Annotated in this window: 13 protein-coding genes; 11 read left to right on the top strand and 2 right to left on the bottom strand. The window is 68.1% G+C overall.

Annotated features, from left to right (window positions below; translation table 11 throughout):
* Window positions 1-58: 58 nt before the first annotated feature.
* From A5750_RS15075 to A5750_RS15025, 11 genes are all read left to right on the top strand, one after another.
* Entirely contained in the window at window positions 59-421 is a 363-nt protein-coding gene (locus tag A5750_RS15075; RefSeq protein WP_231989208.1) for a DUF3054 domain-containing protein, read from the top strand.
* Between the two features lie 5 nt (window positions 422-426).
* Window positions 427-1,299, top strand: coding sequence for an SAM-dependent methyltransferase (locus A5750_RS15070; RefSeq protein ID WP_067263794.1), 873 nt, complete (start codon window positions 427-429; stop codon window positions 1,297-1,299).
* A 206-nt stretch (window positions 1,300-1,505) separates the two neighbouring features.
* Window positions 1,506-2,585 carry a polyprenyl synthetase family protein gene (locus tag A5750_RS15065; protein WP_231989213.1) on the top strand — a complete coding sequence of 360 codons (1,080 nt, stop codon included), beginning with the start codon at window positions 1,506-1,508 and terminating at the stop codon, window positions 2,583-2,585.
* A 77-nt stretch (window positions 2,586-2,662) separates the two neighbouring features.
* Window positions 2,663-4,885: an MMPL family transporter gene (locus A5750_RS15060; RefSeq protein ID WP_067263793.1), complete on the top strand. Its 2,223-nt coding sequence runs from the start codon at window positions 2,663-2,665 to the stop codon at window positions 4,883-4,885.
* Window positions 4,886-4,889: 4 nt separating this feature from the next.
* On the top strand, window positions 4,890-5,411 hold the full coding sequence (locus A5750_RS15055; protein WP_156659579.1) for a GNAT family N-acetyltransferase: 522 nt from the start codon (window positions 4,890-4,892) through the stop codon (window positions 5,409-5,411).
* A gap of 320 nt (window positions 5,412-5,731) precedes the next feature.
* The gene (locus A5750_RS15050) at window positions 5,732-6,775 is read left to right on the top strand and encodes an FtsX-like permease family protein (protein ID WP_066954599.1); all 1,044 of its coding nucleotides are present in this window, start codon (window positions 5,732-5,734) and stop codon (window positions 6,773-6,775) included.
* Between the two features lie 2 nt (window positions 6,776-6,777).
* Window positions 6,778-7,869 carry an ATP-binding cassette domain-containing protein gene (locus tag A5750_RS15045; protein ID WP_067263792.1) on the top strand — a complete coding sequence of 364 codons (1,092 nt, stop codon included), beginning with the start codon at window positions 6,778-6,780 and terminating at the stop codon, window positions 7,867-7,869.
* Complete coding sequence (locus tag A5750_RS15040) at window positions 7,866-14,747, top strand: type I polyketide synthase (RefSeq protein ID WP_231989207.1); 6,882 nt, start codon at window positions 7,866-7,868, stop codon at window positions 14,745-14,747. The genes A5750_RS15045 and A5750_RS15040 overlap by 4 nt, the downstream gene beginning before the upstream one ends.
* On the top strand, window positions 14,740-20,061 hold the full coding sequence (locus A5750_RS15035; RefSeq protein ID WP_067263791.1) for a non-ribosomal peptide synthetase: 5,322 nt from the start codon (window positions 14,740-14,742) through the stop codon (window positions 20,059-20,061). The genes A5750_RS15040 and A5750_RS15035 overlap by 8 nt, the downstream gene beginning before the upstream one ends.
* 4 nt (window positions 20,062-20,065) lie before the next feature.
* A complete protein-coding gene (locus tag A5750_RS15030) occupies window positions 20,066-21,091 on the top strand; it encodes an NAD-dependent epimerase/dehydratase family protein (protein WP_066954592.1) in 1,026 nt (341 codons plus the stop codon).
* Window positions 21,088-22,455: an FAD-binding oxidoreductase gene (locus A5750_RS15025; RefSeq protein WP_066954589.1), complete on the top strand. Its 1,368-nt coding sequence runs from the start codon at window positions 21,088-21,090 to the stop codon at window positions 22,453-22,455. The genes A5750_RS15030 and A5750_RS15025 overlap by 4 nt, the downstream gene beginning before the upstream one ends.
* Here A5750_RS15025 and A5750_RS15020 read toward each other — a convergent pair.
* Window positions 22,452-22,790: a hemophore-related protein gene (locus tag A5750_RS15020; protein WP_066954586.1), complete on the bottom strand. Its 339-nt coding sequence runs from the start codon at window positions 22,788-22,790 to the stop codon at window positions 22,452-22,454. The genes A5750_RS15025 and A5750_RS15020 overlap by 4 nt on opposite strands.
* A 217-nt stretch (window positions 22,791-23,007) precedes the next feature.
* A complete protein-coding gene (locus A5750_RS15015; RefSeq protein ID WP_066954583.1) occupies window positions 23,008-23,364 on the bottom strand; it encodes a hemophore-related protein in 357 nt (118 codons plus the stop codon).
* Window positions 23,365-23,590: the final 226 nt, after the last annotated feature.

Genomic DNA, 23,590 nt, shown 5'->3' with positions numbered 1-23,590 from the left:
CTAGGTTCAGCGCGGCGGCAGGGTCAAGGGGCGGCGGCCTGCCCGGTACTCTCGCTGCATGCGACGGCTCCTGTGGCTGGCCATGGATGTCATCGGTGTGCTGGCGTTCTGCGCCGCCGGGCGTCGCAGCCACGACGAAGGACTCAACCTCGCCGGCGTCGCGACGACCGCCTGGCCGTTTCTCACCGGAACCGTCGTGGGCTGGCTGGCATCCCGCGCCTGGCGGCGCCCGACCGAGGTGGTGCCGACCGGGGTGGTCGTCTGGCTGTGCACCGTCGTCGTCGGCATGGTGTTGCGCAAGGCCAGTTCCGCCGGCGTTGCGGTGAGTTTCGTGGTGGTGGCGGCGTCGGTCACCGCGTTGTTGTTGCTCGGCTGGCGGGCGGTCGTCGGGCTGACGCTGCGGCGCCGGTCCGGCGGGTAAAGGCCATGGCAGCGACAGCGGGCGTGGCGGTGACCGCGGCATTCGGTGCCGCCGCGCGGGCCGTCGCCACCAACAAGGGGACGCTGGACGATCCGTTTGCCGAACCGTTGGTGCGGGCCGCCGGCGTCGACCACTTCGTGCGGGTGATCGACGACGACCTGTTCGGCGCGGACGACGCCGACGGTTCGAGATTCCTGGACGTCTGTGCGGCGCACACCCGGTTCGTCGACGAGTTCGTCGCCGACGCGGGGAGGGCTGGCCTTCGCCAGGTGGTGATCCTGGCATCGGGTCTCGACACCCGCCCATACCGGCTGTGGTGGCCGCCGGGGACAACCGTTTACGAGATCGACCGGCCCGAGGTGCTCGACTTCAAATCCGAAGCGCTGCGCGGATTGGGCGCCGAACTGACGGCGAGCCGGCGCGCCGTGGGCGTCGCTCTGCACCAGGATTGGCCGGCCGCGCTGCGGCGGGTCGGCTTTGACGCCACCGCACCCGCGGTGTGGATCGCCGAGCAGCTGCTGATCGGGTATCTGACTCCCGCCGTGCAGGACCGCGTGCTGCAGGGCGTCACCGCGATGAGCGCCGCCGGCAGCCGGTTCGCCGCCGACCACATGCCCATCTGGACACCGTTACAGCTGGAGGCGGAAAGGACGTTCGTCGATGGCTTGCGCCAGAACGGGGTGAACGTCGACCTGGCCAGCCTGACCCATCCGGGGCAATACCATTACGTCCCGGAGTATTTGACCGCCCACGGTTGGGAGACGGTGCAGCGCAACGTCACCGAGCTGCTGGGGGTGGTGGGACGGCCGGTAAGGCGGCGCCACCGACCCGGGGACACGGAGTTCGTACCCGAATACCTCACCGCCACGCGGGCATAACCACAGGTCGCCTGCTCTTTAAGTCAGTTAACGTTTAATTAACTTAAATTGGTGGGTCGAATCCTTGAACCCGATGCGCCCTAACGTCGTACCCGCTTTATGAGCTGCGATGAGAGGGGCATGAAACGTTGAGCTTGCGTGTTTCGAACCGTCTTCCTGGCGTGCTTTCGCAACCGACGGTCCGCGCCGAACCGCACGCCCCCGCGCTGGTGCCCGCGAGCGGCGCTCCGGGAGGCGAAGAGTGGCGCGCGGGGTTGCGGACCGCAGTGCTGGGCACCGTCGCGGAGTTTGTCTCGGCCCGCCGCGCCACCGACCTCGCCGGCGCGGGCCTCGACGCGGTCGGCGACATACTGGCGCAGTTCCTGTCGAACGGAAAATGTCTACGGTCGACCTTCATGTATCTCGGGTGGCTGTGCGGCGCCCCGCCGAGCGGAGCCGCGCTGACGGCCGCGGCGAGTCTGGAGTTACTGCACGCCTTCGCGCTGATCCAGGACGACGTCATGGACCGTTCGGCGCGACGACGGGGCCGTCCGGCGGCGCACGTGCAACTGGCCCAGTGGCACCGCGAACGCGAACCAGCCTCGTGCGCGGAGAAATTCGGCGAGTCGGCGGCCGTTCTACTGGGCGATATCTGCCTCATTTGGGCGGAGCAGATGCTGCGCGAAAGCGGTATCCAAGCCCGCCGCCTGCAGCGGGTGTGGCCACGCTACGACGCCATGCGGACCGAATTGGCGATAGGTCAATTCGCCGATCTCGCGGCCGATCTCCGCAGCTTCCCGACGCTCGATGCGGTGCTGGACGTGGCGCGGCGCAAATCGGGCAACTACACGGTGCGCCGTCCGCTGGAATTGGGCGCGGCCATGGCCGGCTGCGGCGACCGAACGCTGGCCCGGCTTGGCCGCTACGGCGGCGCCGTCGGCGAGGCGTTTCAACTCCGCGACGACGTATTGGGCGTCTTCGGCTCGCCGGCGGCGACTGGGAAGCCAAGCGGGGGAGACCTGCTCGAGCGCAAAGCGACCAGCCTCATCGTGGCCGCTTACCAGCTGGCCGACGCACCTACCCGCCGCCTTCTCGTCGAGCTCATGAACCTCGACGAACTCGATGACGCCGCGCTGCGGCGTTGGAAGCGATTGATCGCCGCAACGGGGGCCGTGGAAATGATCGAACAGATGATCAGCCGGCGGGTTGCATCCGCACTCGATGACGTTTACGGCATGGAGATCAACGAAGCCGTTTGCAGCGCTTTGGCCGAGATGGCGGTCGCGTGCGTGCAGCGCCGCGAATAGCGAACCACACCGGGGGCCAGAGGAGTTGACCCAGAACGATCGGGGGGATCGACAGCTAATCATCCCGGAGGACGCGCATGCTATCGCGACTGGCCCTGATCGCCATCACCGCTCCGCGACGAGTGATCGCAAGCGCGATGTTCCTGGCGGTCCTCGCCGCCGTCTTCGGTATCCCGGCCGCTGCGACTCTGCCCGGCGGTGGATTTCTGGACCAGACGGCCGAATCCGCGCGCGCCACAGCGGTTCTGGCCGAGAAGTTCCATCAAGGCGACATGGAGATGACGCTGCTGGTGCACTCGCAGAGCGGCGTCACCCAAGGACCCGCTCGGACGGTGGGCGTGGACATCGTCCGGCAGCTGGCCCAGTCGCCGTTCGTCGCGCAGGTGGCGTCGCCGTGGAATGCGCCCCAGCCGGGGTTGGTCAGCGGCGACGGCAAGTCCGCGCTGATCGTGGCCGCCCTCACCGGCGGGGAAAGCAGCGCGCCCAAGCATGCCCGGGAGCTCGCGGAGCGGCTGGTGCGCGATCGCGACGGCGTGATCGTGCAGGCCGGAGGCATGGCGATCATCTATGAAGAGCTCAACCGGCAGACCCAAAATGACCTGTTGCGAATGGAATCCGTTGCGATCCCGTTGAGTTTCGCCGCGCTGGTATGGGTATTCGGCGGCCTGCTGGCCGCGGCCCTGCCGATTCTCGTCGGCGGCTTCGCAATCCTGGGTTCCCTCGCGGTGTTGCGCGCGGTCGCTTTGGTCGCCGACGTTTCCATCTTCGCGGTGAACGTGGCGGTGGCATTGGCTCTGGCGTTGGGCATCGACTACACGCTGCTGATCATCAGCCGTTATCGCGACGAACTGGCCGGCGGGCTGCCCCCCGCCGAAGCCCTCCCGCGCACCATGGCCACGGCAGGACGCACCGTGCTGTTCTCCGCCCTGACGGTGGCCCTCGCACTGGCCGCATTGGTGATATTCCCGATGTATTTCCTGAGGTCGTTCGCCTACGCCGGCGTCGCGGTGGTGGCGTTCGCGGCCCTTGCCGCGATGGTGATCGCGCCCGCGGTGATCGTGTTACTCGGCGACCGGCTTGACGCACTCAATGTTTGGCACCTGGGCCGCAAACTCTTTCGGCGCCCCCAAGCACCGCCGGCGACCATCGAGCACACCTTTTGGTACCGGACGGCCAAGCTGGCCATGCGTCACGCGGTCCCGATCGGCTTGGCGATCATCGCCCTTCTGCTCGCCTTGGGCGCGCCGTTCCTCGGCATCAAATGGGGCTATCCCGACGATCGGGTGCTCCCGGCGTCATCGTCGGCGCGCGCCGTCAGCGACCGGATCCGGCACGACTTCGGTGCCGATTCCGAGATCAGGGTCGTCATCCCCCGCACGGACGGCCTGACGACGCGAGAGCTTGACGAGTACGCCGCACGGCTGTCGCTTGTACCCGACGTCTCGGCGGTGTCGGCACCCACCGGAACCTTCATCGCCGGTGAGCGCAACGGGCCGCCGTCGGCACCCGCCGGAATGGCAGACGGCAGTGCCTATTTGACGGTGGCCAGCAGCGCGCCGTTGTATTCGCCGGCGTCCGGCGCGCAGTTGGATCGCTTGCATGCGATCCCGTTGGCCGGCGCCCGTCACGTCGAGCTGGCCGGGATGGCACAGATGAATCGCGACTCGGTCAACGCGATTACGTCGCGATTGCCCTTGCTGTTCGGTTTCGTCGCTTGCGTCATGCTGGTGTTGCTCTTCCTGCTCACGGGCAGCGTGGTGCTACCCGTCAAAGCCGTGCTGCTCAACATGCTGTCGTTGACGGCCGGATTCGGCGCGTTGGTGTGGATCTTCCAGGACGGGCATCTGGGTGCGTTGGGCACCACCCCGACCGGCACGCTGGTGGCCAACATCCCGGTGTTGATGTTCTGCATCGCATTTGGATTGTCCATGGACTACGAGGTTTTCCTGCTGTCCCGCATCCGCGAGTACTGGATGGCCTCGGACCGCACGCGTGTCGACAACGACGAGAGCATCGCGCTGGGCGTCGCGCGAACGGGCCGGATCATCACGGCGGCAGCCCTGTTGATGTCGATCTCGTTCGCAGCCCTCACCTCCGCGGAGGTTTCCTTCATGCGGATGTTCGGCGTCGGTCTGACTCTTGCCGTCTTGGTCGACGCAACCTTGGTGCGCATGCTGCTCGTCCCGGCCTTCATGCACGTGTTCGGCGGTCTGAACTGGTGGGCGCCCGCGCCGCTGGCGCGGCTCCGCCGGCGGGAGGATGCCCGAGTGGAATGTGTCGCGGTCAGAGGCGTTGGATGATCACGTGGTGCACGAATCAAGCCCGCCGGCCGGTCGTCACCAGTTGCGGTTCGTGTCGGCGACCCACGACGAACCGCTGGCGCGGCCCCTGCTGGCCGAGCTGGCCGACGAGTACGCGCAGCGTTACGGCGGCACGCCCAGCACGCACCTGTCCTGGTTGCCGGTGCCGAAGGCCGAGCTGGCCTCGCCGGACGGCGGATTGCTGATCGGGGTGCTCGACGGCGTGCCCGTCACCGGCGGGGCATTCCGGCGTTATGACGCCGAAACCGCCGAGCTGAAGCGGATCTGGACCGACCGCGCTCATCGGCGCCGCGGGTACGCGCGAGTGTTGTTGGCGGCGCTGGAGGCGGAGACCGCCGCGCGCGGGTACCGGCGGCTCTACCTGATCACCGGCAACCGCCAACCCGAGGCCGAGGCGCTGTACGAGGCGACCGGGTACACCCGGGTGCCCGCCGACCCGCTGCCGTCCTGGGGGCCGTTCGTCCCGATCGCATTCGAGAAGTGGCTGGTTCCCGACGGTCAGTGAGGCCGCAGAATATCTTTGCGTCTCGGCTGTTATTGGGCGCGCGCCTAATTGCAAGGACCGTATTCGGTCATTGGGTTCTCAGTCACATTTCCCCGCCCGATCGCGCGCCCGCGAATTTGCCGCTTGAGCGCCCCTGAACTGCGGGTATCGCTCAACTACATCGAATCCGGGCCGCCATAAAAGCGGGGCGTAGGTCCGTCCGATCAAGGCCCTTCGGCTCTACGCGACTTGCCTCGTCCCGGGCGACGCTTGGTGGGAAAGAAAAGGGAGGTCAAGCCGTGTGGGCTATTGGTGGCTTGCAAGAGCGGTTGCGCGCGCCGATGTTGATCACCGCCATACGGGACATGCAATGGCGGCAGCGACGCTTCATCATCGCGGCCGTCGGCACCGGAATGGTGTTCGCGATGACCCTCATCATCACGGGGCTGATGATCGGGACCCGGGTCGAGGCCCAGCGCCTGGCCGACTCGATAGGCATCGACCACTACCTCATCAAGGCGGGCGCGGTCGGACCTTTCATTGGTTCATCGAGGTTCCCGCAGGCCGAACTCGAGGACGTCGCCCAGCTTCCCGGCGTCGAATCGGCGATCCCGGTGGTCTACGGCAACACGATCCTGCAAGACCGGCGCCTACCGGAAAACCTGAACGTCTACGGCCTGCCCGAACAGGGGATGCCGCCGATCGTGGCGGGGCGGGCACCGTCGAATCCTGACGAGGTCGCCATGTCGACCACACTGAAGCGATCCATCGGGGACAAGGTCGAGGTGGGATCGCAGGTGCTGCGGATCGTCGGGCTGGTCAACAAGTCCACCACGCTCGCAGGTCAACCCAATGCGTTTGTGACCGTCGCGACGGCGCAGCGGTTGATGTTTTCCGCGCAGCACGTGATTTCGGCTATCGGCTTGCGCGGCGTACCCGCGCAAGTGCCCGCCGGCTATCGCGTCGTGGACCGCGCCGCCGCGGTCGATGACATGATTCGCCCGCTGCATATGGCTCGGCTGGCGATGTCGTACCTGGTGATCCTGCTGTGGGCGGTGGCCGCGTCGATCGTGGGATCGCTGATCTACCTGTCCGCATTGGAGCGCACCCGAGACTTCGCGGTGTTCAAAGCCCTCGGTGTCACCACCCAGTCGGTGCTCGCCGGGCTCATGCTGCAGGCGGTGCTCGTCGCGTTGGTTGCGGCGATGCTGGGCGGGCTGCTGGCCGTGCTCCTCGGCCCGCTGTTTCCGATGCTCGTGGTGGTGACCCCCTCGGCCTTCCTGTCGCTGGTGGGGACCGCGGTGGGGGTCGGCCTGTTGGCGAGTTTGGTGGGATTGCGGCGCGCGGTCGCGATCGACCCGGTAATGGCGTTTGGGGCCGGATAGTCATGGGTGATTTGCGCATCAAGGATCTCGTCGTCGAATACTCGAACGGCGGGGAGCCGAACCGCGTCATCGACGGTCTGAATCTGGAGGTTGCGTCGGGATCGCTGGTGATTCTGTTGGGCCCCAGCGGATGTGGGAAGACCACGCTGCTGTCGTGCATCGGCGGCATCCTCAGCCCGACCAGCGGACGCGTCCAGGTCGGTGACACCGACGTCACGACGCTGGACCGCCGCAGGCTGACCACGTACCGGCGCCGCACCGTGGGCATCGTCTTTCAGTCGTTCAACCTGGTGGCAAGCCTTTCCGCGGTGGAGAACGTCGCGGTGCCACTCTGGGCGGCGGGCTGGTCGCGGCGGGCGGCGCGCGAGCGCGCCAAGGAATTGCTGGCCCGCGCCGGGCTGCAGGACCGCATGACGCACCGGCCCGGTGACCTCAGCGGCGGCGAGCGCGAACGGGTGGCGGTGGCCCGCGCGATCGCGCTGGACCCACCGCTGATCCTGGCCGACGAACCCACGGCCCACCTGGACTATGCCCGCGCGGAAGGGGTCCTGCGGCTGCTGAGGGAGTTGGCGAGCGGCGAGCGCATTGTCGTGGTCGCCACCCATGACACCCGGATCCTGCCGTTCGCCGACCGCGTGGTCAGGCTGATGCCGGATGTGCAACTGACCGACTCCGAGCCCGAAACGCTGCATCTGGCAAGCGGTTCGGTGCTGTTCGAGCAGGGCAGCATGGGGGACCTGATCTACGTCGTCACCGACGGCGAACTGGAAGTCATGCGCGAATCGGGTGACGGGACCGGGGAACTGGTCAAGGTCGCCTCGCCCGGCGAGTACGTCGGCGAGCTCGGGCCGTTGTTCCGGATGGCCCGCTCGGCGACGGTACGCGCACGCACCGACGCGGTCGTCACCGGCTACACGGTGGAGCAATTCCGCGTACTACTCGAGACCTACACCGAGGGCACCCTTGCCCGATCGAAAATGGCTCCGGGCCAAGGAAATACCAACCACAACCACTCACTCCTTGATGGAGCGACGCAGATGTCACGGTTCGGCGAAGAAGTAGCAGCCCCGGGACCGACAGAGGGAACGAGATGAGCACCGCCGACAGGCAGCACGCCGAGCACGCAGACGACCACGCCGAATCAGCCTCGGAAACAGGGCATGACGCGTCGTCACTCATGGCGCCGACGCTGGTCGGACAGTTGCGGTACCGGGCCGAAAGCTATCGGGACAGGGTCGCGTTCACCTACTCTCGCGATGGCGAGGAGACCGAAGTCAGCCAGCTGACCTATGCCGAGCTGGATGCCAGGGCAAAGCGGATCGCAGCCAACCTGCAGCGCCACGGCGCCGCGGGCGAGCGCGTCCTGGTCCTGTGCCCCCCGGGTCTGGATTTCATCGCCGGCCTGTTCGGGTGCCTCTACGCGGGGGCGATCGCCGTACCGGTGCATCCGCCGGCGCGCGAGCACCTGGTTCCGCGCGTCGCCTCGATCGTCGCGGATGCCAAACCGCGCTTCGCTCTGTCGAACTCAGAGATGCAAGCGCGAATCAAGGCGACGGTGGACGGTCTGGTCAAGGGACGTCCGCTGCAGTGGTTCGTCACCGACACGGGGGGCGACGAGGCGCAGTGGGTTCCACCCGGGATCGACTCCAGCACAATCGCGATGATCCAGTACACCTCGGGCTCCACGGCCGCACCGAAAGGCGTTGTGCTGTCGCATGGCAACCTCGCCCACAATCTGGAGACCATCCGCCAGTCGTGGAAGTCGGGATTCGACCGGGAGGCAACCGGTGTGTTCTGGCTGCCGCCCTACCACGACATGGGCCTCATCGGCGGCGTCCTCGAGACCATTTATGTCGGCGGTACCTCCGTCCTCATGCCGCCGAACGCGTTCATCAAGCGCCCGATGCGGTGGTTGGAAGCGATATCCCGGCACCGCGCCAAGATCACCGCCGCCCCCAACTTCGCCTATGACCTGTGCATCGAACTCAGTACCCCTGAGGAGCGTGCCGCCCTCGACCTGTCCAACTGGTCGACGGCCATGTGCGGTGCCGAGCCGGTGCGTCCCTCGACCATGCAGGGCTTCGCGGAGGCGTTCGCCCCGGCGGGTTTTCGGCCCGAGGCGTTCGCGCCGGTCTATGGGCTGGCGGAGGCGACGCTGCTGGTGTCCGGCGGGTCGGACTCCCCGGTCCCGGTGGTTCTGCACATAGATCGCGCGGCGCTGGGTGAACGCCGGGTCGTCGAGATCGCGACGGAAGACCCGAGCGCGTTGACGTTGGTCGGTTGCGGCCGGCCGCCGGGCGGTCAGGAGGTCATCATCGTCGATCCCGAGACCCGGCGGCCCTGCGGGGCCGACGAGGTCGGCGAGATCTGGGTCGCCGGGCCGAGCGTGGCGCAGGGTTACTGGGGGAAGCCCGAAGTGACGGAAGAGGCGTTGCGCGCGCATCTTTCGGACAGCGGCCGGGGCCCGTTCCTTCGCACCGGGGACCTCGGGTTCTTCCGCTCCGGTGAGTTGTTCGTGACGGGTCGCGTCAAGGATCTCATCATCATTCGCGGCACCAACCACTATCCCGAGGACATCGAGCTCACCGTGCAGGCCTGTCACCCGGCACTGATGCGCGGCCGGGGCGCGGTCTTTTCGGTCGCGGCCGGACCGGACGCCCCCGAACGGGTTGTGGTCGTGCAGGAGGTGAGCGGCTATCATCTCGGCGACGCCGACCTCAACCAGATCGTCGACACCATCCGGACGGCGATCACCGAACACCATGAGATTCAGGCGGACGCCGTTGTTCTGGTGGACCCGTTGCGGATTCCCACCACGTCCAGCGGCAAGATCCAGCGGTCCGCATGCCGGCAGCAATTCCTCGACGGCCAGTTCGAGCCGGTCGCCGAATGGCGCGCACCGCTGCCCGACACCCACCCCGCGGCCGCCGCGCCGGAACACGCCGGGCGCACCGTCGCGGAGATCCAGGAATGGTTGATCGCCCAGCTCGCTCGTGAACTCGGCATTCCCGCGACGGATATCGACCCATCCCGGCCGTTCGCCTACTACGGCCTCGATTCGGTCCGTGCCATCAGGCTGACCGGCGCTCTGGAAACCTGGCTCGGATGCGAACTTTCGCCCACCATCGCCTACGAACACCCGACGATCGAGCTGCTCGCCCGCCATCTGGGCGGCAAGGGCACCGCGGTCGACCGCACCGCCGAAACCGTCGGTGAGACCAGCCCGCCCGCCGCGGACGAGCCGATCGCCATCATCGGCATCGGGTGCCGTTTTCCGGGCGCCGACGGGCCGGCGGCATTCTGGCGCGAGTTGTCGGAAGGCGTGGACGCGATCAGCGAGGTCCCGTCGGACCGCTGGGACGCCGATGCCTTCTACGACCCCGATCCGTCCGTGCCGGGCACCTCGGTCACTCGACGGGCCGGCTTCCTGCCCGAGGTCGACGAGTTCGACTTCGGATTCTTCGGCATCTCGCCTCGGGAATCGGCGCAGATGGATCCGCAGCAGCGGCTGATCCTCGAGGTGGCTTGGGAGGCATTGGAAGACGCCGGGCAGGTGCCGGAGCGGCTTGCCGGCAGTGACACCGGCGTGTTCGTCGGCATCGCGACCACCGACTACGCGAACCTCCGCGGCAACCAGATGCAGCTCGTCGACGCCTACACGGGCACCGGAAACGCGTTGAGCATCGCCGCCAACCGGCTCTCCTACTTCTACGACTTCCACGGGCCGAGCATGGCGATCGACACCGCCTGCTCGTCGTCGTTGGTCGCGGTCCACCTCGCGTGCCGCAGCCTGCGCGACGGCGAGTGCGGGGTGGCGCTGGCCGGAGGAGTGAACGTCATCCTGTCGCCGGCGCTGATGATCAACTTCAGCAAGGCCAAGGTGATGGCGCCCGACGGCCGCTGCAAGACCTTCGATGCCGGCGCGGACGGGTACGTACGGGGTGAAGGCGCCGGAATGGTCGTCCTGAAACCGCTCAGCCGGGCGCTGGCCGACAACGACCCGATCTATGCCGTGATCCGGGGCACCGCCATCAACCAGGACGGCCGGACCAACGGGCTGATCGCACCCAACCGGCGAGCGCAGGAAGCCGTGGTGGCCGCGGCCTACCGCCGCGCCGGCCTTTCTCCGGGCACCGCCCAGTACGTCGAGGCGCACGGCACCGGAACATTCCTGGGCGACGCGATGGAGGCGAACGCGCTGGGCACGGTACTGGCGGACGGCCGTCCGCCGGGCAGCCAGTGCCTGGTCGGCTCGGTCAAGACCAACATCGGGCACCTGGAGGCGGCGGCCGGAGTGGCCGGGCTGATCAAGGTGGCATTGGCCTTGCAGCACAAGGAGATTCCGCCGAGCCTGAACTTCGCCGAACCCAACCCGGAGATCCCCTTCGACAGCCTGCCGGTGCGGGTGGCGACAACGCTGACCCCGTGGCCGAAAAACGGTGGGCGGGCGGTCGCAAGTATCAGCTCGTTCGGCATGGGCGGCACCAACGCGCACGCCGTGCTGACCGAGGCCCCGCAGGCGCGGGCCGCCACGGCCGAGCGCGGCACGGCACCGGATCGAGCCGAGTTGCTGCCGATCTCCGCGCGGTCCCCCGAGGCCCTGGTCGCACTGGCCGAACGGTACGAGTCGGCGCTGGCGTCCGGGGTGGCGCTCGCCGACCTCTGCTATACGGCCGGCGTCCGTCGCGGCCACTACGAGCATCGGTTGTCCGTCGTCGCCGACTCGCCCGCCGCGATGTCGGAGGCGCTCGACGCCTACCGGCACGGGCAGTCACGGCAGGGGTTCGCCGTCGGACAGTGCCGTACCGGCCAGCGACCCAGGGTGGTCTTCGCCTTCCCCGGGCAGGGCTCACAGTGGCACGGCATGGGGCGGCGACTGCAGGCCGAGGAGCCCGTGTTCCGCGACGCCTTGGCGGCCTGCGACCGCGCGCTCATGCCCCACCTGGGACATTCCATCGTCGAGCTGCTGGCCAAGGACGAGGAAATCACCGACATCAGCCTGATCCAGCCCGCGATCTTCGCCATGCAGGTCGCGCTGGCCGCCCTATGGCGCTCCTGGGGGGTCGAGCCGACCGCGGTGGTCGGGCACAGCATGGGTGAGGTCGCGGCGGCGCACGTCGCCGGTGCGCTGAGCCTCGAAGACGCCGCACGGGTGATCCGCTTCCGCGCACTGATGCTCCGAACCGTGCGCGGCCGCGGGACCATGATGGCCGCGGAACTCAGCCCCGCCGAAGCGCAGGAGCTCATCGCCGGCCAGGAAAGCAAGGTCTCGATCGCCGCCAGCAACAGCTACCGATCGACGGTCTTGTCCGGGGATCAAAAGGTTTTGGCAAAGCTGATGGAGGTGCTGCAGCAGCGTGACCGGTTCTGCCGATGGGTCGACGTCGATGTGGCCGCCCACAGCCCGCAGATGGATCCGTTGGTTCCCGCTCTGCGCGGCGGGCTCGTCGGACTGCGGCCGACCGCGCCGGCGATACCCATCTACTCGACGGTGACCGGCGACCTGCTCACCGACCGCCTGGCCGACCCCGACTATTGGGCGGAGAACCTACGCTCGCCCGTGCATTTCTCCCCCGCACTGCGCCGGTTGCTGGAGGGCGGCCATGACGCGGTCGTCGAGATCAGCCCGCACCCGGTCCTGCTGAACTCCATCCGGGAGGACGCCCAGGACCTGGGGGTCAGTTGCGCCGCGTTGCCGTCGATGCGGCGTGACGACGGGGGACGGGCAACCGCGCTGACGTCGCTCGGCACCCTCTACACCCTCGGTCAGCCGGTCACCTGGGAGGCGATCTACCCCCCGGGCAGCCACTACGTGACGGCACCGACGTACCCGTGGCAGCGTGTGCATTCCTGGCTGGACGTCGGGGCGATCACCCCGAACGGCACCGGCCCGCTGCCGCAGGCCCCGGGCGCGACCGAGGCCGCGGGCTTGCGCGACCGGATGTATCGGCTGCGCTGGCAGCCCGCCTCCAGTCCGGCGGACCGGGACGGGTCGAGCCGGCCGGACGAGGCCGGCAGTTGGCTCATCCTGAGCGACGGCGCGAACACCGCGGACACCCTGCGGAAGCACCTCGAATCGCATGCTCAGCGGTGCGTGTTCGTCGAGCCGGCACCGAACGGCGACTTCGAGCGTCTCACCCCGGACAGTTACCGCCTTGACCCGACGCATCCCGATCACTTCAAACAGCTGCTGGAAGACGCCTTCACTGACGACCGGCCACCGTGCCGGGGGGTGGTGCACCTGTGGGACCTGCTCGCCGCACCGCCGGCCGAGACCTCACTCGAATCCCTGGATTCGGCAACAACTTTGGGCCCGGTGAGCGTCGTGCATCTGGTGCAGGCACTAGCGCGGGCCGGTTGGTCGCCGTCGCCACGGCTGTGGCTGGTGACGCGGGGAACGCAGGTGACCGATACCTCGGCGCCCGAAGCCGAGCCCGTGTCGATCGCGCAGGCTCCGGTGTGGGGGATGGCCCGCACGATCGACCACGAGCAACCGGAACTCCGTTGCACCTGTGTCGACCTGTCCGCCGGTGGCGGGGCGGAAGAGGCCCAACAAGAGGTCCAAGCCCTGTTCCGCGAGATGTGGGCCGACGACCGCGATGGCGACGTGGCACTGCGGGGCGACCGCCGCTATGTCGAACGACTGACCCGCTACGACGAGCCGGAACCCTCCGAGACCACGTCCTTCAAGCAAGACGCCACCTATCTCGTCACCGGCGGCCTCGGTGCGCTGGGACTCGTGGTGGCCAAGTGGATGGCCGAGCACGGCGCCCGGCACCTGGTCCTGATGGGACGTGGCGGCGCCTCGGAGGAGGCGCAGCAGACGCTGGACGCGCTGCGCGCGGCCGGCACCGAGGTGACCATCGCAAAGGGCGACGTCGCGAAAGCCGACGACGTCACGGCCATGCTGGAATCGATCGCCGAATCGATGCCGCCGCTGCGTGGGGTGGTGCATGCGGCCGGGATCGCCGACGACGCCATCCTGCTATGCCTCGACGAGGCGAAGCTGCGCAAGGTCATGGCGCCCAAGGTTCAGGGCGCCTGGAACCTGCACGCGCTGACCAAAGACGCCGACCTGGACCTCTTCGTGCTGTTCTCGTCGGCCTCGTCCCTGCTGGGTCCCCCCGGGGCGGCCAACTACGCGGCCGCGAACGCCTTCCTGGACGCGCTGGCGTGGCACCGACGTACCGAAGGCCGGCCGGCGTTGAGCGTGAACTGGGGGCCATGGGCCGGGCTCGGCTTCTTCACCCGGTCCGAGCTGCAAGACTACTTCGCCCAATACGGCGTGGCGGCCATGTCCGCGGCCGACAGCCTCCGGGCGCTGTCGTCGTTGCTGGAGCGGTCGGCCACGCAGGCCGTGGTTCTCGACATCGACTGGGCGGTTTGGCAACCCGACCTGCAGCCGCCGCTGCTCGCGGACCTTGGAATCGCGCCCTCGGCCGACAAGCCGGAGGCCGAGCCCGCAACCGGGCCGGGAGCCGGACTCTACGACGCACTGCAGGGCGCGACGCCGGAGGAGCGCCAACGGCTGCTGGAGACCTATCTGTCCGAGCTCGTCGCCGGCAAACTCGGTCTGGCACCGGCGAACCTGGACAAACAGACACCGCTGAACACCCTCGGCGTCGACTCGCTCATCACGCTGGAGCTGCGCATGCAGGTCGAACGCGACCTGGGCCTCGTGGTGCCGGTCACCCGACTGCTGGAGGGTCCCAGCGTGGCCAGCCTCGCCGAGTGGCTGCGCGAACATCTGCCGGAGCAAGCGGCCGGCGCACCCGCGACGCACGAGGTGGTGCCGCGGCTGGCCACTCCGGAGCCAACGGTCCACCGGCAAGCCGACGGCGCGCCGTCGGGCGGCATCGACCTGCTGACCCAGGTGCCGGAGCTTTCCGACGACGCCGTGGACGAACTGCTCCAAAAGGTCTTGGCCGAAAGAGGGGCCGAGCTTGCCGCGAAGGACGCCGGCGATGACTGACAAGCCCATCAACGTCGCCGGTCTGTCTCCGGAGAAAAAGCGGGCACTGCTCGCTCAGCTGCTGATGCAGAAGGCCGAGGAGTCGGCCTCGGTGCATCCGCAGTCGTACGGCCAGCGATCGATGTGGTTCATTCACAAACTCGCACCGGCCAGCGCCGCCTACAACGTGACGTACGCCGGCCGAATCAGGGGTGAGCTCGACGTCGCGGCGCTGGAACGCGCGGCCCAGGCGCTCGTAGACCGGCATCCGGCGCTACGGACCACGTACGCCGAGCGCGACGGACAACCGGTCCAGCTCGTGCATCCGCAATGGCCGGTGCGCATCGCCCGGCACCGCCTCGGCCCCGGTGAGCCCGACGTCGACGAGTGGATCCGGCGCGAGACCAACCGTCCTTTCGACCTGTACACCGGCCCGGTGCTGCGGCTGACGCTGCTCGAGCGCACACCCGACGAACATGTGTTGCTCTTGGGTTTGCACCACATCGCCGTCGACTTCTGGTCCATCGACATCATTCTCGACGAGCTGCGCTTGCTGTACGCCGCCGAGCACGGCGCGACCCCGCCTCCGCCACCCGCGGAAAGCTTCGTCGAATATGCCGACCAGCAGGCCCTGATGCTCGCGGGCGCCGAGGGCGAGGACCTCTGGGCCTACTGGCGTGACCAGTTGGCCGGCGAACTGCCGGTCCTGCAATTGCCCACCGACCGGCCGCGGCCCGCCGTCCAGACCTACCCGGGCACCGTGCGCCGGTTCACCGTCGACCCCGCGGTGACGGCCGGGATCATTCAACTGGGCCGCAAGGTGGGCGCGACGCCCTACATGACACTGCTGGCGGCCTACGCCGCGTTGCTGCACCGCTACAGCGGCCAGGGTCACCTGGTGATCGGCTCCCCGTTCGCCTGCCGTGACCGGGTCGCGCTTGAGGGCCTGGTCGGCTACCTCACTAACCCGGTCGCCCTGCGGGCCGACCTGCACGACGATCCGACGTTCATGACCCTGCTCGGCCGCGTCAAGGACACCGTGCAGGGTGCCCTCGAACACCAGGACTATCCCTTCGCGCTGCTCGTCGAGCGGCTTCGGCCGCCGCGCGACCCGAGCCGCACGCCGCTGTTCGGAGTCTCGTTCGCCTGGGAACAGACGCGCCGCTTCACCGACGACGCCGGCCCGGAACCCGGGGGGCTGCCGCTCGAGACCCTCCATGTCGGGCAGGGCGGCGCGCCGTTCGACCTGATGATGGAGGTCGGCGAACACGACGGAAAGCTTTCCGGCGTACTGCAATACAACACCGACCTCTTCGACGCCGCGACCATCGAGCGGCTGGCCGGGCACTTCGCCACCCTGCTCGGCGGCATCGTCGCCGACCCCGCCCGGCCGGTCTCGCAGCTGCCGCTGCTCACCGAGGCGGAGCGCCGCCAGCAGGCCGCCTGGAATCAGACCGAGGTCACCTACGACGGCCCGGCCTGCCTGCACGAGATGGTCGCCGCCACGGTCGTGCGCACCCCGGACGCCGTCGCGGTGACGTGTGAGGACCGCGACGTGACCTATGCGGAACTCGACCGCCGGGCCAACGGTCTCGCCCACCGGCTGCGCGAGCTCGGCGTGGGGCCCGAGACGGTCGTGCCCGTCCTGCTGGACCGCTCCGAGGATCTGGTGGTGGCCGTGCTGGGCGTCCTCAAGGCCGGCGGCGCCTTCATGCCGCTCGACTCCGCGCAGCCCGCACAGCGGATGGCCGCGATGCTGGACGACGTACCGGACGCGCCGGTCTGCGTCACCCACCGGAGCAAACTGGAGCACCTGCCGCCCGGCTTCACCGGTCACCGGCTCTGCCTGGACGATCCGTCGGCGCCGTCGGGCGAGGACGCCGCCCCGGTCTGCGAGACGACGTCGGCAAACCTCGCATACGTCATCCACACTTCCGGTTCCACGGGTAAGCCGAAGGGAACGCTCAACACCCACGCCGGGATTCGTAACCGGCTGCTGTGGATGCAGGACGCCTACCGGCTGACCGCCGACGACCGGGTGCTGCACAAGACGCCGGTGAGCTTCGACCCGTCCGTCTGGGAACTGTTCTGGCCCTTGATCGTCGGGGCCCGGGTGGTCATCGCCAAGCCCGAGGGGCATAAGGATGCCGCGTATCTGGTTCGGACCATCGTCGAACAGCGCGTCACCACAATGCATTTCGTGCCGTCGATGATGCGCCGCTTCCTCGCCGAGCCCGGGGTGGCCGCGTGCACCGCACTGCGCCGGGTGATCTGCAGTGGCGAGGCGCTGCCGTACGACCTGCGCGACCACTTCATGGCCACGCTGGACGCCGAGCTCTACAACCTCTATGGGCCCACCGAGGCGGCGATCGACGTCACCGCATTCCACTGCGAGCGAGGCGAATCCGGCACGCTGGTGCCGATCGGGCGACCGATCGCCAACATCCGCGCCTACATCCTGGACGCGCACCTGCAACCGGTGCCGATCGGTGTGCCCGGCGAACTGTACATCGGCGGGGTGGGGCTCGGCCGCGGCTACCTCAACCGGCCGGATCTGACGGGCGCCATCTTCGTGGCCGACCCGTTCGGCGGCGATACCGCACACCCCGGCCAGCGGCTCTACCGCACCGGCGACCTGACCAGGTATCTGCCGGACGGCAACATCGACTACCTGGGACGCATCGACTTTCAGGTGAAGATCCACGGCTTCCGGATCGAGCCCGGCGAGATAGAGGCCGCGCTGGCCCAACACCCCGCGGTGGCCGAGAACGCGGTGGTGATCAGAACCGACAGCCGCGGGAACCCCATCCTCGTCGCGCATGTCGTGCCGGCCGGCGGCGCGGCTCCGTCGACCGCGGAGTTGCGCCGGTTCCTGCTTGACCTGCTTCCCGCCGCCATGATGCCCGCGGTCTTCGAGGTGACAGACTCGCTGCCGCTCACGTCGAGCGGAAAGGTGGATCGCAAAGCCTTGATCGCGGCCGACAGGGCATCGGGGCCGCAGGAGCCGGCATTCGTCGCTCCGCGCACCCCCACCGAGAAGTTGCTGGCCGAAATCTGGTGCGCCGTACTGGATCTCGAGCGTGTCGGCGTCAACGACGACTTCTTCGCTCTCGGTGGTGCCTCGACCCAAAGCCTGGAGGTCGCGGTGCGGGCGAATGCGGCAGGCCTGCCGCTGCGGCCGGAGTCGATGTTCGTCTACGGCACCATCGCCGAGCTCGCCGCCGAATACGGTCCGCTCGCCGGCGATGCAACGGGTCACCCCGAAGCCCCCACCGAGGCCGTCGTCACGGCGCCGGCACCGGAGCAATCGGTGCAGGCCACACCCGAGGAGAAGCGAAACACGGTGATCGAAAGCATCGGCGTGTACCTTCCCGCGCGGACCGTGTCGACGAAGACGGTTATGGCCGAGTGCACCAACGAGATTCGCATACCGCTGGAACGTCTGACCGGCATCAAGAACCGGCGGGTGGTCGGCGAGGACGAGTTCTCGATCGACCTCGCCAGGAAGGCGGCCGAAGATTGCCTGTCGCGGTCCAGCTATCGGCGCGAGGAGATCGACCTAATCATCGCCTGCAACATCTCCCGGCGTGACGGACTCGGGCACCGGTTCAGCTTCGAGCCCAGCACCGCCACGCGGCTCCGCGACCAATGCGGCCTTGGCAATGCGCTGGCCTTCGACATCAGCAACGCGTGCGCCGGAATGTTCACCGGCATTACCGTCGCCGACGCATTCCTGCAGACCGGGCTGATTCGGAACGCCCTGGTGGTCAGCGGCGAATACATCAGTCACCTGTGCGAGACCGCCCAGAAGGAAATCGAGGGGCCGATGGATCCGCGGATCGCGTGCCTGACCCTCGGCGACGCCGGTGCGGCGGTGGTCCTCGAGCGCGGGCCGAACAACAAGGTCGGCTTCCACGACATCGATATGGCCACCCTGAGTCGCTACAGCAAGCTGTGCATCGCGAAGGTGACCGACGGCCCGCACGGCGGTGCCATCATGTTCACCGACTCCGTTACTCAGACCGCGATCGCGGTCAAGCACGCGGTGCCCTACGTCGCCGGGGTAATGCAGCGACACGGCTGGCGGCCGGAGACCACCGACCACCTGGTGATGCACCAGACGTCCGAGGCCTCGCTCAACGACGCGGTCGTCGCCATCAACCAGATGTTCGGGGACGGCGCGGCCAACCGGGGCAACACCATCTACAACATCGCCGAGCGCGGGAACACCGCCACCACGACCCACATCGTCGCCCTGAACGACTACATCCTGAGCAATCGGATCAATTCCGGTGACAATGTGGTCTTTTCGATCACCGGCTCCGGACAGACCGTCGGCGCAGCGCTGTACACCTTCGACGACCTGCCCGACCGGATGCGCCGGGGTGCCGGCGGCGGCCACGCCCCCGGCATGGCGACCGACGGCAACCACAAAGCCGCTCCGGCGATGCCCCGCGTGCGCATCGACGGCGTCGGCCTCGCTCCGGCCGAGCAACCGGCTTCCCCCAGCTCGATCCAGCTCGCGGTCCAGGCCGCAGAGGCGTGCCTCGAACGCAGCGGCCTGGATCGGAGCTCGCTGGGGCTGATCATCAATTCCGGCATCTACCGCGACGAGTTCCTCAGCGAGCCGGCAGTCGCCGCGCTCGTCGCCGGCGAACTGGACATCAACGGGGAGGTGGACTCCCCGGACGGGCCCAAGACCTTCGCCTTCGACGTCCTCAACGGCGCCGTCGGCTTCCTCAACGCCTGCCAGGTCGCCGCGGGGATGATCGGGGCGGGAAAGGTGGAGCACGCAATGGTGATGGCCTCGGAGATCGAAAACAACGGCCCCGACAGCGGCTATCCGCAACGCGGCATCAGCCAGACGGGCTCGGCGGTCCTGCTGCGCAGGAGCGACGGCCCGGAAGGCTTCGGCCGCTTCGTGTTCCAGCACCACCCGGAGTACAGCGGGGCCCTGGCCACCTACACCCAGCAGCGCGACGGGCGGGCCGGGTTACAGATCGAGCGTGACCCCAACCTCGCCGCGATCTACCTGAGTTGTATTCCCGCCGCTGCCAAGGAACTTCTGGCCCTCGAGGGACTCAACCCCACCGACATCGCGGCGGTGCTCCCGCCGTATCTGTCCCCGGAGGCGCTCGACGAACTGGCCGCCCAGATCGGCATCCGGAGATCGAGGTTCGTCGAGCTCGCCGCGGACAGCGACCCGTTCACGTCGTCCGTGCCGTACGGGCTGGAGCAAGCCCGGCGGCAGGGGCTGGCGCGACCGGGCGACGTCGCGTTGATACTCACCGTCGGCTCGGGCGTCGAGGTCGGCTGCACGACCTACCGTTTCTGATCCCATGCGCGCATTCGTCACCGGAGGGACCGGGTTCGTGGGGTCGAACCTGGTGGCCGCCTTGGTCAAACGAGGGATCGATGTCCGCGTGCTGCGGCGGTCGACGTCGTCGCTGGCTGCATTGGCCGGCCTGGACTGCGAGACGTGCGTCGGCGACGTGCTGGACGAGATGGACACCCTCACCGCCGCGATGGCCGGCTGCGACTGGGTGTTCCACACCGCCGCGATCTCCGACTACTGGCGCTACCGCGGGCAAAATCTCCTCTACCGCACCAACATTGGCGGTACCCGCAACATGTTGGGCGCCGCCCTGCGCTCGGGTGTAAAACGGTTCGTCCTCACCAGTTCCCTCGCCGCGCTCGGGGTGCCGGAGCCCGGACACCTGCTCACCGAGTCCGACCGCTTCAACCTGCGTCCGCGCCAGTTTCCATACGGCTACAGCAAGCACCTCGCCGAATCCGAGCTGCGCCTCGCCGTCGCCGCCGGCCTTGCGGCCGTGGCGGTCAATCCGTCGGTCGTCATCGGGCCGGGCGACCTCAACGGCACGGAGAGTGCGATGTTCGTCCAGGCCGCACGGGGACGGCTGCGGGTCGCCGCACCCGGGGGCACCAACTTTGTGGCGGTCGGCGACGTGGTGGCGGGCCACATCGCCGCCGCAGAGCGGGGACGCGCCGGTGAGCACTACATCCTGGCCGGCGAAAACCTCAGCTTCCGTGAGGCTTTCGCGACCGTCAACGACATAGCCGGCCGGCCCGGGCCGCGGGTCGTGCTCCCCGCGTGGACCATACCGGTGGCCGCGGCCGCCGTGGGCGCGGCCCGCTTCGTGGTCGGCCCACGACTGCCCGTCGGGGGCAAGCAGATGCGGCTGTCGTCCGTTGGCATCTACGCCGACGGCAGCAAGTCCCGCACCGAATTGGGCGTCCCCTATACGCCGTTTCGGACGGCCGCCCAGAGTGCCTACGACTGGTACCTGGAAAACCACTACCTGCCGGAACAACCCGCGGATTCCCGGGCACGCATACGGAGATGACACGCGCGATCGACGCGATACCGGGCTTCACCGGCCACATAGTCCACCCCGGCAGCGACGACTACGACTCGGCGCGGCAGGTTTTCAACGCCCTCGTCGACAAGCGGCCCGCCGTCGTGCTGCGCTGCCGCTCCCGCGCGGACATCGTCGCCGCCGTCCGCTACGCCGTCGGCTCCGGAGCCGAGATCGCGGTGCGGTGCAGCGGGCACAGCGTCGCCGGACACTCCTCGACCGACGGCGGCATCCTCATCGACCTCTCCCTCATGCGCGGCGTCGTCGTCGACGCCGAGCACCGGATCGCGGTCGTCCAGCCCGGCGCAACCTGGCGCGACATCGACCGGGTCACCGGCCGCCACGGTCTGGCCTGCCCCGGCGGGGTGGTGTCCACGACGGGTGTGGGCGGCTTCACGCTCGGCGGCGGGGTCGGCTGGTTGGCCCGCGCATACGGCCTGACCTGTGACAATCTGACCGCAGCGGAGCTCGTGCTGGCCAACGGGGAGGTGCTGTACGTCAGCGGGGCACAGAACGCGGAGGTCCTGTGGGGACTGCGGGGCGGCGGCGGCAACTTCGGGGTGGTCGCACACTTCGTGCTCGATCTGCACCCGGTCGATCAGGTCATCGGGGGCATGCGAGCCTACGACGACACCGACGCCGAGGCCGTGCTGAAACACTTTCGCGCCCAGATGAACAACGCCGACGACCACCTCGCGTCCCTCGTCGACTTCGGCACCGATGAGGGCTCGGGGCGCCGGCTGGTCACGATACTGAGCTGCTCGACGAGACCCGACGAGATCGGTCGGGCCGCCGTCGGCGCGCTCGCGCAGGTCGCCGGGGCGGCCACCGAACCGGTGATGGCGCTGCAACGCGAAGTCGCCTATCCCACTTGGCAACAGGCCCTCGACCACACGGCCCCGTTCGGGCGGCTGAACTATTGGAAGTCGACTTTTCTCACGGAGCTATCCGACGACGCGATCCGGCGGATCGCGATGCTCGGGCGGACGCGCCCCGCGCCGCAGACGCACGTGCACCTGATCCGGCTCGGCGGCGTTGCGAGCCGCGTTCCGCCGCAGGCGACCGCCTTTTCGACCCGCAACTATCCCTACATCGTGCACCTGATCACCACGTGGACGGACCCCGCCGACACCGAACGGTGCAAACTGTGGACGGATGAAGCGTACGAAACGCTGCGCCCCCTCGGTCCGACCGGCGTGTACCTCAATTTCGTGGGCGACGAAGGGCCGCTGCGCATCCGGGCGAGCTTCGGTGAAGCAACCTACCGCCGACTCGCCAAGCTGAAGGCTCGCCTCGATCCGGACAACCGCTTCGCGCTGAACCAGAACGTCGAGCCCGCAGCGGACAGCTAGTAGTTGCCGCAGGAGTTGGCCAACGGCACGACAATGCCGTGGAACGGGGCGGCGTCGGGGTTGTTTCCCATGTCCTGCAGCAACTGCCGGCGCTTGGGCCGCGGCGCAGCGACGAGATCGTGCAACCAGGCCTGGGCCTCCGGGGAAGCGTTGAATTGCGCCGCGGGACCCGGGAACTCCGCATTCAGCGCCGCCACCACCTGCTGGTAGTTGCACGGGCTGTTGACGGCCGGAGTGATGTCGGGGTCGGCGGATGCGACTCCGATTCCATTGGTGAACGGCAATGCCAGTCCACAAAGTACGACGGCCAATTTGGCCAACGACGGAGTGATCATTGTTTACCCCCCTTTACTGAGGCGTCGATGCCGGTCTCGGCGACATCTGAAGGAGCTCGCCTCTTTCGGTCAGTAGTTGATTCGTTACAACTACAGCCTCACCCCGCGCACGCCGTTCGACAACCCGCCAATCGGCCCAAATTCCGAGGCCCTTCGGCCCTTGGTCCAACCTGGCCCGGGCCGGCCAATGCGCCTGGTGCGGCCCGGGCCCGGGTGCTCAGTACTTGTTGCAGATTTTCGCGACGTTCTTCATCGTTTGGAGGTACGGCTGCGCGTCGGGCATGCCCTGGATCTGCGCAGCCAATTGCCGGCGCTGATCGGGCGGCGAATCGACGAACTGATGCAAGAAGCCCTGCGCAATCGGTGATCCGTTGAATTTCGCGGCATCGTCCGGATATTGCGTGTTGAGCGCCGCCGTCGCCTGATCGTACGTACAGGTCGAGTTGATGACCCGTTCCAGATCGGGATCGGGAGCGGGAGCGGGATCCGCGGACGCGATGCCGGCTCCAGTGGCGAGGGATAACGCCAGACCACCAGTCGCGACTGCCAATCTGGTCCACGAAGACGTGACCATGTGAATAACCTTTCAACGGGAAGCACCGCGATAAATGCGGCGATGATTATGTCAGCCTAGCGCCTGTTTCGGGGTACGGGTCCCTTCCGGGCTCTGGAGTATCTAAGAATTCATTAGCGGCGAAATAAGACGTCTTTCGTCATGCAATTCCACGCATTGTCCGCCGGTCAAATCGCATGCAGCGCAACATAAATAAGGCCCGCGCAGCCCACCGACGCACGATCTT

This window comes from Mycobacterium sp. 852002-51613_SCH5001154 (genome assembly GCF_001667425.1).
GTDB lineage: Bacteria > Actinomycetota > Actinomycetes > Mycobacteriales > Mycobacteriaceae > Mycobacterium.
Note: the sequence above shows the minus strand (reverse complement) of the source record. Positions and strands in the feature narration are given on the sequence as shown.

Excerpts from the sequence above, each read along its gene's own strand:
- A5750_RS15045 (WP_067263792.1), top strand. The coding sequence starts at position 6,778 with ATGGGTGATTTGCGCATCAAGGATCTCGTCGTCGAATACTCGAACGGC.
- A5750_RS15030 (WP_066954592.1), top strand. The coding sequence starts at position 20,066 with ATGCGCGCATTCGTCACCGGAGGGACCGGGTTCGTGGGGTCGAACCTG.
- A5750_RS15050 (WP_066954599.1), top strand. The coding sequence starts at position 5,732 with ATGTTGATCACCGCCATACGGGACATGCAATGGCGGCAGCGACGCTTC.
- A5750_RS15070 (WP_067263794.1), top strand. The coding sequence starts at position 427 with ATGGCAGCGACAGCGGGCGTGGCGGTGACCGCGGCATTCGGTGCCGCC.
- A5750_RS15040 (WP_231989207.1), top strand. The coding sequence starts at position 7,866 with ATGAGCACCGCCGACAGGCAGCACGCCGAGCACGCAGACGACCACGCC.
- A5750_RS15075 (WP_231989208.1), top strand. The coding sequence starts at position 59 with ATGCGACGGCTCCTGTGGCTGGCCATGGATGTCATCGGTGTGCTGGCG.
- A5750_RS15035 (WP_067263791.1), top strand. The coding sequence starts at position 14,740 with ATGACTGACAAGCCCATCAACGTCGCCGGTCTGTCTCCGGAGAAAAAG.
- A5750_RS15015 (WP_066954583.1), bottom strand. The coding sequence starts at position 23,364 with ATGGTCACGTCTTCGTGGACCAGATTGGCAGTCGCGACTGGTGGTCTG.
- A5750_RS15020 (WP_066954586.1), bottom strand. The coding sequence starts at position 22,790 with ATGATCACTCCGTCGTTGGCCAAATTGGCCGTCGTACTTTGTGGACTG.
- A5750_RS15060 (WP_067263793.1), top strand. The coding sequence starts at position 2,663 with ATGCTATCGCGACTGGCCCTGATCGCCATCACCGCTCCGCGACGAGTG.
- A5750_RS15025 (WP_066954589.1), top strand. The coding sequence starts at position 21,088 with ATGACACGCGCGATCGACGCGATACCGGGCTTCACCGGCCACATAGTC.